This is a genomic window from Paracoccus marinus (genome assembly GCF_007018965.1).
GTDB classification, from domain to species: domain Bacteria; phylum Pseudomonadota; class Alphaproteobacteria; order Rhodobacterales; family Rhodobacteraceae; genus Paracoccus; species Paracoccus marinus.
Window position 1 is genome coordinate 44,600 of record NZ_VJYZ01000007.1, and the last position, 12,155, is coordinate 56,754.

The following is a 12,155-nucleotide window of genomic DNA, read 5'->3' on the forward strand; positions in this document are numbered from 1 at the left end:
GCGTGGCGGGCAGGCCGGGCGACCGCACGAGCCGGATGGCACCAGATGGCAGTTGTCGGGGGTGGGATGAAGCAGCCGGGCGCAATCGGTATCGCCGCAAGGATCGTGATGGGCGCGGGGCTTGCCCTGACGGCGGGCCCGGCGCTGGCCCAGCAGCTGGCCCCGACACTCGCACAGGCCCAACAACCGGCCCCGGCCGCCGCCACGCAGACACCCTCGCAGGCCACGCCCGCTACCCCTGCCGCCAGCCCAGCCACCGCACCCGCCGAGGCGACGATCACCGCACACGGCATCTCGATCTTCGGCGACCCGAAGCTGCCGCCCGACTTCAAGCACCTGCCCTACGTCAACCCCGACGCGCCCAAGGGGGGCGAGATCAGCGAATGGGCGTCGGGCGGTTTCGACAGTTTCAACCCCTATACCATCAAGGGCCGGGGCGCGGCGCTGTCCACCGTGATGCTGGAAAACCTGCTCATCGGCACCGCGGACGAGGTCGGGGCGGCCTATTGCCTGCTGTGCGAGACGATCGAATACCCCGAAAGCCGCGACTGGGTGATCTTCCATTTGCGCCCCGAGGCGAAGTTCTCGGACGGGACCCCCGTCACCGCGCAGGACGTGCTGTTTTCCTATGAACAGCTGCGCGACAAGGGTCTGTCGTCGTTCCGCACCGTGTTCGCGCAGATGGTCGCGGGGGCCGAGGTGCTGGACGACCGCAGCATCCGCTTCACCTTCACCCCCGACTATCCGCGCCGCGACCTGATCCAGTCGGTCGGCGGCCTGCCGGTGTTTTCCCGCGCCGATTTCCAGGCGAACGCGCGCGAGCTGGGCGAAAGCTCGGCCAAGCCCTTCATCGGCTCGGGCCCCTACCTGTTCGACAGCGCCGACATGGGCCGGTCGGTGCGCTATGTCCGCGATCCCGACTACTGGGGCGCGAACCTGCCCATCAACATCGGCCGCAACAACTTCGACCGCATCCGGATCGAGTATTTCGGCGACTACGAGTCCGCGTTCGAGGCGTTCAAGGCCGGTGCCTACACCTTCAGGAACGAGGCGAGCAGCATCATTTGGGCCACCCGCTACAACTTCCCGGCCTTCACCGCGGGCCACGTCGTCAAGGACGAACTGCCGAACGGCAACGTGGCGAGCGGGCAGGCATGGGTGATGAACCTGCGCCGACCGCAGTTCCAGGACCCGCGCGTGCGCGAGGCGCTGGGGCTCGCCTTCAACTTCGAATGGTCGAACGCGACCCTGTTCTATGGCCTCTACGAGCGCGTGAACAGCTTTTGGGAAAACTCGCCGCTCGAGGCGACGGGCAAGCCCTCGCCGGGGGAACTCGCCGTCCTCGACCCGCTCAAGGCGGACCTGCCGCCCGGCGTTCTGACGGATGACGCGGTGACGGCGCCCACAAGCGGCGAACGCCAGCTCGACCGCGCCAACCTGCGCCGCGCCGGCGCGCTGCTGGACGAGGCGGGCTGGACGGTCGCGCAAGGGTCGCCCGACGGCCTGCGCCGCAATGCCGAAGGGCGGACGCTTCGGATCGAGGTGCTGAACGATTCCCAGACCTTCGACCGGGTCCTGAACCCCTTCGTCCAGAACCTGCGGACGCTGGGCGTGGATGCCGTCCACACCCGCGTGGACGAGGCGCAGATAGAATCGCGCCTGCGCCAGCACGATTTCGACATGACCATCCCCAGCCAGCCGCTGGGTCAGAACCTGATCCCCGGCGCGGACCTGCAGCAGTTCTTCGGCTCGAACTCGGTCGAGGACGTGTTCAACGCGATGGGCGTTGCCAACCCGGCGGTGGACAGGCTGATCTCGCTGGTCGAGAACGCGACCACGCAGGAAGAGCTGACGACCCGCGTCCACGCGCTCGACCGGACCCTGCGCGCGCTGCGCTTCTGGGTGCCGCAATGGTACAAGGGCACCCACACCGTCGCCTATTGGGACATGTACGCCCATCCCGACGCGTTGCCCCCCTTTGCCTTGGGCGAACTTGATTTCTGGTGGTACGACGCCGATAAGGCGGAAAAGCTGAGAAGCGCGGGGGCGCTGCGCTAGGGCGCGGCGTCGAACCCGGGACCAGCCGAGGGCGGGACTGACGATGGGCGCATATCTTCTGCGGCGGCTGCTGCTGATCGTCCCGACGCTGATCGGGATCATGCTCGTCAACTTCACCCTGACGCAATTCGTGCCCGGCGGCCCGATCGAACAGATCGCGGCCCGCCTTCAGGGCGAGGGCGATGTTTTCCGCAACATCGCGGGCGGCGGCGACGCGGGCCAGTCGGCGGCAGGGTCCGAACAGCAATACGGCGGCGCGCAAGGGCTGCCGCCCGAGTTCATCGCCGAGCTGGAAAAAGAGTTCGGCTTCGACAAGCCGCCGGCCGAGCGGTTCGTCACGATGATGGGCAACTACCTGCGCTTCGATTTCGGCGAAAGCTGGTTTAGGTCGATCAGCGTGGTGGATCTGGTGCTGGAAAAGATGCCCGTCTCGATCACGCTGGGGCTGTGGTCCACGCTGCTGGCCTATCTGATCTCGATCCCGCTGGGCATCCGCAAGGCGGTCAAGGACGGCACGCCCTTCGACAACTGGACCTCTAGCGCGATCATCGTGGGCTACGCGATCCCGGGGTTCCTGTTCGCCGTGCTGCTGATGGTCCTGTTCGCGGGCGGATCCTACTGGAAGATCTTTCCGCTGCGCGGCCTCACCAGCGACGACTTCGACCAGCTGACCCGCTGGGGGCAGGTCAAGGACTATCTGTGGCACATTACCCTGCCGGTGATCGCGGCCACGATATCCAGCTTCGCGACGCTGACCCTGCTGACGAAGAACAGCTTTCTGGACGAGATCAACAAGCAGTACGTCATGACCGCCCGCGCCAAGGGCCTGACCCAGCGGCGGGTGCTTTACGGGCACGTCTTCCGCAACGCGATGCTGATCGTGATCGCGGGCTTTCCGTCCCTGTTCCTCGGCGTCTTCTTCGGCTCGTCGATCCTGATCGAGACGATCTTCTCGCTCGACGGCCTGGGCCGGCTGGGGTTCGAGGCGGCGGTGCAGCGCGACTACCCGGTGATCTTCGGCACGCTTTACGTCTTTGGCCTGATGGGGCTGCTGGTCGGAATCCTGTCGGACCTGACCTACGTCCTCGTCGATCCCCGGATCGACTTCGAAAAGCGCGCGGGATGAGGCTGTCGCCCCTGAACCAGCGCCGCTGGCGCAACTTCCGCCGCAACCGCCGCGCCTTCTGGTCGCTGGTGATCTTTGCAGTCCTGTTCGTCCTGTCGCTGCTGGCCGAGGTGATCGCCAACGAGAAGCCAATCGTCGTGAGCTATCGGGGCGAACTCTACTTCCCCGCCTACCGCTTCTACCCGGAAACGATGTTCGGCGGCGATTTCGGGACCGAGGCGATCTACCGCGATCCGGCGGTCCAGTGCCTGATCGTGTCGGGCGGGCAGCAGGGCTGCTGGGACGCGCCCGAGGACCTCATGGCGCAGGTCAGGGCCGGCACCTCGGACGTTCCGGCGGCCGAGCGAGGGTGGATGGTCTGGCCGCCGATCCGCTATCACTACACGACGATCAACAACATCGGCACCGCCCCCAGCGCACCGGATCGCGACCACTGGCTTGGTACCGACGACACCACCCGCGACGTGGCCGCGCGCGTCATCTACGGCTTCCGGGTGTCGATGCTGTTCACGCTGATCGTGACCATCGTTTCCTCCGTCCTCGGGATCGCGGCGGGCGCGGTGCAGGGCTATTTCGGCGGCCGCACCGACCTTTTCTTCCAGCGCCTGCTGGAGATCTGGGGGTCCACCCCGTCGCTCTACGTCATCATCATCCTGTTCGCGATCCTGGGGCGCAGTTTCTGGCTTCTGGTGTTCGTGTCGATCCTGTTCGGCTGGCCCGCCCTCGTGGGCGTGGTCCGGGCCGAGTTCCTGCGCGCGCGCAACCTCGAATACGTCCGCGCCGCCCGTGCGCTCGGCGTGCGCGACCGCACCATCATGTTCCGCCATATCCTGCCGAACGCCATGGTGGCCACGCTGACCATGCTGCCGTTCGCCGTCACCGGCACGATCTCCAGCCTCGCGGCGCTCGACTATCTGGGCTACGGCCTGCCCGCGTCGGCGCCGTCGCTGGGGGAACTGGCGCTTCAGGCCAAGCAGAACCTGCAGGCGCCGTGGCTGGGCTTTTCGGCCTTCTTCACCTTCGCGATCATGCTGTCGCTCCTCGTTTTCGTGTTCGAAGGGGTCCGCGACGCTTTCGACCCCCGCAAGACCTTCCGATGACCGATCCCCGCGACCCCGCAGCGCCGCTGCATCCGCCCGCAGGCCTGACCCCCCCGGTGATCCGCGCCCCGGGGCAGGCCGCAGCCGTGCCGGCCGAGCCGCCGCGCGACGACCGCCTCGGGCGGGGCGCAAATATCCCGGGGTCCGGGGCAGCGCCCCGGTCCGGCGCCCCCGCCCGCGCCGTCCTCGACGTGCGCGACCTGCGGATCAGCTTTAAGCAGGACGGCAAGGTCACGCATGCCGTACGCGGCGTCAGCTTCGCCGTGAACCGGGGCGAGACGGTGGCGCTGGTCGGCGAATCCGGGTCGGGCAAGTCGGTGACCGCGCTGACCACGGTCCAGCTTCTGGGCGACGCCGCGACCGTCGCGGGCAGCATCCGCTATGACGGCGCCGAACTGGTCGGCGCGCCCGAGGCGAAGCTGCGCGCCGTCCGCGGCAACGACATCAGCTTCGTCTTCCAGGAGCCGATGACCTCGCTCAACCCGCTGCACACGATCGAGAAGCAGCTGGCCGAAAGCATGACGCTGCATCAGGGCCTGACCGGCGCCGCCGCCCGCGCCCGCACGGTCGAGCTTCTGACCCGCGTCGGCATCCGCGATCCCGAAAGCCGTTTGGCCGACTATCCGCACCAGCTTTCGGGCGGGCAGCGGCAGCGGGTGATGATCGCGATGGCGCTGGCGAACGGGCCCGAGCTGTTGATCGCGGACGAGCCGACCACCGCGCTCGACGTGACGATCCAGGCGCAGATCCTGGACCTTCTGGCCGAACTCAAGCGCGACGAAGGGCTGTCGATGCTGTTCATCAGCCACGACCTGGGCATCGTGCGCCGCATCGCCGACCGGGTCTGCGTGATGCAGGGCGGCGAGATCGTCGAGCAGGGCGCGGTCGACGACATCTTCCGCGACCCGCAGCACCCCTATACCCGCAAGCTGCTGGCGGCCGAGCCGACCGGGCGCGCGGGCCCCGTGCCCGCCGACGCGCCCGAGATCGTGGCGACCCGCGACCTGAAGGTCTGGTTCCCGATCAAGCGCGGCCTGCTGCGCCGCACGGTGGGTCACATCAAGGCCGTGGACGGCGCGACGCTGTCGGTGCGCGCGGGCGAGACGCTGGGGATCGTCGGCGAATCCGGATCGGGCAAGACGACGCTCGCGCTCGCCATCGTGCGGCTGATCGAAAGCCGGGGACCGATCCTGTTCATGGGCCAGGACGTCGCCCGGCGCACGGGTCGGCAGATGCGAGCGCTGCGCCGCGACATGCAGATCGTGTTCCAGGATCCCTATGGCAGCCTGTCTCCGCGGATGACGGTCGGCCAGATCATCGCCGAGGGGCTGGGCGTCCACGGCGTCGAAAAGGGCCGAAACCGGCGCGACATGGTCGCCGGGATCATGACCGAGGTCGGGCTGGATCCGGCCACGATGGACCGCTATCCGCACGAGTTTTCCGGCGGGCAGCGGCAGCGGATCGCGATCGCGCGGGCGATGATCCTGCGGCCGAAGGTCGTGGTGCTGGACGAGCCGACGAGCGCGCTCGACATGACGGTTCAGGTGCAGATCGTGGACCTGCTGCGCGGGCTGCAGGCGAAACACGGCCTCGCGTTCCTGTTCATCAGCCACGACCTGCGGGTGGTGCGCGCCATGTCGCATCAGATCATGGTCATGCGCGCGGGCGAGGTGGTCGAGCAGGGCACGACCGAGCAGGTGTTCGCCAACCCGTCCAGCGACTACACGCGGCAGTTGATGGCGGCGGCGTTCCCGATCTCGGACGAGCTGGCGGCGGCGCTCGACCCGACCGAGGAAGCCTCTTGAAGCTTCTGTTCGTGCATCAGAACTTTCCGGGCCAGTTTCCGCATCTGGCGCCGGCGATGGCCCGGCGCGGGCACGACGTGCTGGCGCTGACCGATCAGGCGAACGGCCGCCCCGCGCCGGTGAAGGTCGCGCGCTACGCCACGCCGGAAAAGCCCACGGTCAGCCATTCGCTGGGCCGCACCTACGCCGAGATGGCCGAGCGGGGGTGGCTTGCCGCGCGCGGCGCGCGGGCGCTGCGCGACCGGCACGGCTATGTTCCCGACGTGATCCTGGGTCACAGCGGTTGGGGCGAGACGCTGTTCTTGCGAGAGATATGGCCGTCGGCGAAGCTTCTCGTCTATGCCGAACTGATGTATCGCACGCGCGGCCACGACGTGGGTTTTGATGAGGAAATCAGCCCCGGCACCGACGAGGCGCGGGTGTCCACCGTGGCGCGGTCGGCCCATCTGATCCAGGCGATGCTTCAGGCCGACGCAGGGCTTTGCCCCACACGCTATCAGGCCGACAGCTTTCCACCCGAATTGCGCGGCAAGCTGACCGTGATCCACGACGGTATCGACACCGGGACGGTGCGACCCAACCCGGCGGCGACGCTCGCGCTGCCGAACGGCAGGGTGCTGAAGGCCGGGGACGAGGTGCTGAGCTACGTCTCGCGCTCGCTGGAACCCTATCGCGGCTTTCACGTCTTCATGCGCGCGCTGCCGCGGATCCTTGCCGAACGCCCCGAGGCGCAGGTGGTGGTGGTGGGCGGCGACGGGGTCAGCTACGGCTCGAAGCCCCGCGACGCCGACAGCTGGAAGGCGCGCGCGCTGGCCGAGCTGGGCGACCGCCTGCCGCTCGACCGGGTGCATTTCCTGGGCCGGGTGCCCTATGCCGATTACCTTTCGATCATGCAGCTGACGCGGGTCCATTGCTACCTGACCTATCCGTTCGTGCTGAGCTGGTCCCTGACCGAGGCGATGGCGGCCGGCGCGCTGGTCGTCGCGTCCGACACCGAGCCCGTGCGCGAGGTGGTGCGGGACGGCGTGAACGGGCGGCTGGTCCCGTTCTTCGACCGTGAGGCGTTGGAAACCGCGCTGATCCGCGCGCTCAACGGCGATCCCGATGCCGCGCGGCTGCGCGCCGCCGCGCGCGAGACCATCCTGCGCGACTACGACCTGCGATCCCAAAGCCTGCCCCGGCTGATCGCGTGGCTGGAGCGTTTCGGCGGCCCGCCGCCCGCGCAGGCCGACCCGGAGCGCGCGGCCGCAACCTGGCCCTGACCGCTTAAATCAAGTTGGTCGCGCCCGCTCTCAGGGACGTGCGTCGCCCTGTTCCGCCGCGCGCCAGATGTCCTGCCCGGACCAGCCGGTCATCGCGTCGCCCCGCGCCACGCCCCGCAGGTCGGGCGCGACCAGCATCGGCGCGGCGTAGGTGAAGATCGGGATCACCGGCAGCCTGTCGCGCAGGATTTCCGCCGCCCGGGTCTGAAGCGGGCCGGGATCGGCGCTGGTCGCGGCATCGGCGGTCAGGCGGTCGTAATCGGCGTCGGCGAACCGTCCTGGGTTCGCGCCGCCCTGGCGGAAGTAGCGCAGAAAGCCGCCCGCGTCGTTCACGTCGGCGCACCAGCCGATCCGCGCGATCTGGAACTCGCCCGATTTCAGCGTTTCGGCGTGGTCGGACCAGGGCGCGTTCGCCAGCCGCAGCTCGACCCCCAGCGGCTTCCACGCGGCGCGGATCTGCTGGCCGACCGCCTCAAGCTCCGGCGCGCTGTTGTAGTTGAGTGTCAGCCGCAGCGGCTTGTCGGCGGTGATGCCCGCGGCCGCCGCCAGCCGCTCCGCCTCGGCCAGCCGCGCCTCGGGCGTCAGGCCCGCGTCGGGGGCGTCGGGCGCGGTGAAGCCCGCGATCTGCGGCGGGACCCACCCCCAGGCGGGCGATTGCCCGCCCTTCAGCGCGGCCACGATCGCCTCGCGGTCGATCGCCAGCGACAGCGCGCGGCGAAGGTCGGGGTTCCGCAGCGCCTCGGGCGCCTTGTCGGACTGGTTCAGCACCAGCGCGTTGGTGCAGGCGCGGGGCGCGGCCAGGGCGGCGTCGGCGCGATCCTCGGTCCACGGGCCGAACAGGGGGCCGGGGACGGTCATCAGGTCGATCTCGCCCGCGTCGAAGCGCGCGAGGGCGGCGTCGGGGTCGCCGCCGGTCGCGATCTCAATCCCGCTCAGCCGCACGGCGGCCGCATCGTGCCAGCGTGCCGAAGGGGCGAAGGACGCGCCTTTCTCGGGGTCGCGGGAGGTGAGGACGAAGGGGCCGTTGCCGACCAGCCGGTCGGTGTCGGTCCAGTCCGCCCCGTCGGCGGCCGCCGCGCGCATCTGCGCGGACGGCACCGGAAAGGTCCAGGACCGCATCACCGCCTTGTCGAGCCACGGCGCGGGCGCGGTCAGCGTCACGCGCAGCGTGCGCTCGTCCACCGCAGCGACGCCCAGGTCCGACGTGGGCGCCGCGCCGCGCACGACCGCGTCGGCGTTGGCGATGCCCATGACCTGGGTGTACCAGTTGCCGGCCGACCCCAGCGCCGGATCGGCGAGCCTGCGGAACCCGGCCACGAAGTCGGCCGCCGTCACCGGCGCGCCGTCCGACCAGACCGCGCCCTCGCGCAGGTGAAAGGTCCAGGTCAGCCCGTCGGCGGACACCTCGTGCCCGGTCGCCGCGGCGGGCAGGGGCAGGCCGTCCGGGCCGGGGCGGTACAGCCCCTCGAACAGCAGGCGGACCGCCTGGTCCGACGCGGCGTCCGCCACGAGTTGCGGGTCGGGCGTGCGGACCGGGTCGCGCATCCAAACGGACAGCAATTGATCCTGCGCCAGTGCGTCGCCCGCGCCGGTGGTTGCGACCGGCACGGGGACCGGGGCCTGCGCCGCGGCCGCCGCAGGAGCTTGGGCGCCCGGCACCGCCTCCTGCGCCACCGATGCGGCGGGCAGCAGGCCAAGCGCCGCGCACAGCGTGGCCGAAAGCAGCGGAAGGGTCGGCCGGGTCGTCATGGGCATGCCTGCGCGCGATGGGATCGCGCCGCTTCTACACCGCCGCCGGGCAGGCCGCCAGAACCGCCCCGTCCCGCCGCTTCCACCATCCACGTCGCGCCAGGCGGTTCAAAGCTGTTGACCCGGCGCGGGGGATCGTCCTATCGCAAACTGTCAATCCGAAGGTCGGCAGCCGCCACGCGCCCCCCATTCCGGCGCCGCGGACAAGCCGTCCCGAAGACGAAAATGGGGGAGGGGGAGACATGGGCGGCCTTCTGGGCTTCTCGCGCACGGTCGATCGCATCAACACCGTCATCGGCCGGGGGGTCAGCTGGCTGATCCTCGTCGCGATCCTTGTCAGCGCGGGCAACGCGATCGTCCGCAAGGTGTGGTCGATCTCGTCGAACGCGTGGCTGGAACTGCAGTGGTACCTGTACGGCGCGGCGTTCCTGCTGGCGGCGGCCTATACGCTGCTGGAAAACGAACATATCCGCATCGACATCATCTATGGCGGGCGCAAGCGGCGCACCCAGCACTGGATCGACCTGCTGGGGCACCTGCTGTTCCTGATGCCGTTCGTCATCCTGATGATCTGGCTGATGGTGCCGTGGCTGGAACGCTCGATCGCATCGGGCGAGCGGTCGATGAACGCGGGCGGGCTGATCCTGTGGCCGGCCAAGGCGCTGCTTCTGGCGGGGTTCGTGCTGCTGTTCTTCCAGGGTTTGTCCGAGATCATCAAGAAGATCGCCATCATGCGCGGGCTGATCGCCGATCCCCACGCCGAAGGCGGGCCGCACGGCGCGGCCGAGGTCGTGATCGACCCCGAGCTGCTGGCCGAGGCGGGCTTTGCCAGCCCCGACCATCCGGTCACCGACGAGATGATCGACCACCCGCTTGACCACAACCGCAACGCCACCGATGCCGCCGCAGGCCGGACCGGCCGCGCCCCCGGAACCCGGCCGGACGGAGGGCCGCGCGAATGATCATGGAACTGATCGCGCAGAACATGGCGCCCATCATGTTCCTGTCGCTCGTCGTCTTTCTGCTGCTGGGCTATCCCGTCGCCTTCTCGCTGGCGGCGAACGGCCTGCTGTTCTTCATCATCGGGGTCGAGCTTGCGCCCCTGTCGGGCGGCACCATCAACCTGTCGTGGCCGCTGTTGCAGGCCATGCCGGACCGGCTGTGGGGATTGCTGTCGAACGAGGTGATGCTCGCCATCCCGTTCTTCACCTTCATGGGGATCGTGCTCGAGAAATCGGGCATGGCCGAGGACCTGCTGGACACCATCGGCCAGCTGTTCGGGCCGATCCGGGGCGGGCTTGCCTATGCGGTCATCATCGTGGGGGCGCTGCTTGCGGCCACCACCGGCGTCGTCGCCGCGTCGGTGATCGCGATGGGCCTGATCTCGCTGCCGATCATGCTGCGCTACGGCTACGACCGGCGCGTCGCGTCGGGCGTCATCGCGGCGTCGGGCACGCTTGCGCAGATCATTCCGCCAAGCCTCGTCCTGATCGTGCTGGCCGACCAGCTCGGCCGCTCGGTGGGCGACATGTACAAGGGCGCGATGGTCCCCGGCCTGATTCTCACCGTTCTCTACATGAGCTACGTGCTGGTCATGACGATCATCCGCCCCGCCTCGATGCCCGCGCTGCCGAAAGAGGCGCGGACGCTGGGATCGGGCGTCACCTCGCTTCTGGTGGCGCTCGCCGCGGCGGGCGGGATCGGATACGCCGTCTGGCACTGGCTGCATCCGAGCCAGGGCGCGAACGCCGACATCCTTGCGGGTGCCGTCGCGGTGATCGCGATCTACCTCGTGGCGCTGGCCGACCGGACCTTCGGCGTCAACATGATGAGCCGGCTCGCGCAGCAGGTCATCATCGTGCTGATCCCGCCGCTCGCGCTGATCTTTCTGGTGCTGGGCACGATCTTCCTCGGGATCGCCACCCCGACCGAGGGGGGCGCGATGGGTGCCGTGGGCGCGCTGGTGCTGGCCGGGATGAAGGGCCGCCTAGGCGGCAGCGTGATCCCGCAGGCGCTGGCGTCCACAACCCGGCTGTCCGCGTTCGTCATGTTCATCCTGATCGGGGCGCGGGTGTTCTCGCTGACCTTCTACGGGGTGAACGGGCATATCTGGGTCGAGCATCTGCTGACGAGCCTGCCGGGCGGGCAGCTGGGCTTCCTGATCGTGGTGTCGGTGCTGGTGTTCCTGCTGGCGTTCTTTCTCGACTTCTTCGAGCTGGCGTTCATCATCGTGCCGCTGCTCGCGCCGGCGGCGGACGCGCTGGGGATCGACCTGATCTGGTTCGGGGTGATCCTGGGCGTGAACATGCAGACGTCGTTCATGCACCCGCCCTTCGGCTTTTCGCTGTTCTTCCTGCGCTCGGTCGCGCCCAAGTTCCCCTACAAGGACAAGGTGACCGGGCTGATGATGGAGCCGGTGAGGACCGGGCAGATCTACTGGGGCGCGGTCCCGTTCGTGGTGATCCAGGTCGTGATGATCGGGATCGTGATCGCGTTCCCGGGGCTGGTAATGCACTACAAGGGCCCGGCGATCGACACGTCCAACGTGCAGGTCGAGATCCCGTCATCGGGCGGCCTGGGTGGGCTTGGCGGCATCGGGGGTCTGGGCGGCCTGAGCGGCAATCCCTTCGGCGCGCCTGCGGCACCGGGTTCGACGACCGGCTCTGGTGCGGGTGCGCCCGCGGGGGGCACGGGCGGGCTCGGGGGCCTGTCGGCCCCGCCCGACTTCGGCGGCCCGGCCGCGCCGGCGCCACAGGCACCCGCGTCCGCGCCTGCCGCACCGGCTGCGGGCGGCCTTGGCGGGCTTTCCAGCCCGCCCGACTTCGGCGCGGCCCCCGCGCCCGAGGCAGCAGCGCCTGCGCCCGCGGCGCCCGCATCGGACGCTCCGGCGACACCCGCGCCGGCCGGATCGGGTCTGTCCGGCCCGCCGCCGGGGCTGGCTGCGCCGACCAACTGAGCGTCCGATTCAGACTGACGGGAAAGGGGCGGTATCAAACCGCCCCTTTTTCTTCCGCAACGTCGATCCCCCGAAACGAAAACCGCCGCCCCTTGGGGC

General features: G+C 69.3%; 7 protein-coding genes and 1 pseudogene. 7 read left to right on the plus strand and 1 reads right to left on the minus strand.

What is annotated here, in order from left to right; translation table 11 throughout:
• Positions 1–66 precede the first annotated feature (66 nt).
• From FNF32_RS04460 to FNF32_RS04480, 5 genes are read left to right on the plus strand one after another with little or no spacing between them, the layout of a single operon-like run.
• Positions 67–2,058: an extracellular solute-binding protein gene (locus FNF32_RS04460; RefSeq protein WP_246087686.1), complete on the plus strand. Its 1,992-nt coding sequence runs from the start codon at positions 67–69 to the stop codon at positions 2,056–2,058.
• A gap of 43 nt (positions 2,059–2,101) precedes the next feature.
• A complete protein-coding gene (locus FNF32_RS04465; RefSeq protein WP_131673726.1) occupies positions 2,102–3,184 on the plus strand; it encodes a microcin C ABC transporter permease YejB in 1,083 nt (360 codons plus the stop codon).
• Positions 3,181–4,284, plus strand: a complete 1,104-nt coding sequence (locus FNF32_RS04470; RefSeq protein WP_131673725.1) for an ABC transporter permease — start codon at positions 3,181–3,183, stop codon at positions 4,282–4,284. Before FNF32_RS04465 ends, FNF32_RS04470 begins: the two co-directional genes overlap by 4 nt.
• Positions 4,281–6,089 carry an ABC transporter ATP-binding protein gene (locus FNF32_RS04475; protein WP_425467887.1) on the plus strand — a complete coding sequence of 603 codons (1,809 nt, stop codon included), beginning with the start codon at positions 4,281–4,283 and terminating at the stop codon, positions 6,087–6,089. Before FNF32_RS04470 ends, FNF32_RS04475 begins: the two co-directional genes overlap by 4 nt.
• Entirely contained in the window at positions 6,086–7,351 is a 1,266-nt protein-coding gene (locus tag FNF32_RS04480) for a glycosyltransferase (protein ID WP_131673724.1), read from the plus strand. The genes FNF32_RS04475 and FNF32_RS04480 overlap by 4 nt, the downstream gene beginning before the upstream one ends.
• Before the next feature lie 30 nt (positions 7,352–7,381).
• On the opposite strand, the gene FNF32_RS04485 is transcribed toward FNF32_RS04480, so the two are convergent.
• Positions 7,382–9,100 (minus strand): peptide ABC transporter substrate-binding protein, encoded by a 1,719-nt coding sequence (locus FNF32_RS04485; RefSeq protein ID WP_185961848.1) that lies wholly within the window; start codon positions 9,098–9,100, stop codon positions 7,382–7,384.
• Between the two features lie 242 nt (positions 9,101–9,342).
• On the opposite strand from FNF32_RS04485, the pseudogene FNF32_RS04490 reads away from it, so the two are divergent.
• Together FNF32_RS04490 and FNF32_RS04495 are read left to right on the plus strand one after the other, a co-directional pair.
• Positions 9,343–9,945: pseudogene (locus FNF32_RS04490) on the plus strand (TRAP transporter small permease subunit); the annotation flags it as partial.
• Positions 9,946–10,061: 116 nt separating this feature from the next.
• On the plus strand, positions 10,062–12,056 hold the full coding sequence (locus FNF32_RS04495; RefSeq protein WP_143796507.1) for a TRAP transporter large permease: 1,995 nt from the start codon (positions 10,062–10,064) through the stop codon (positions 12,054–12,056).
• Positions 12,057–12,155: the final 99 nt, after the last annotated feature.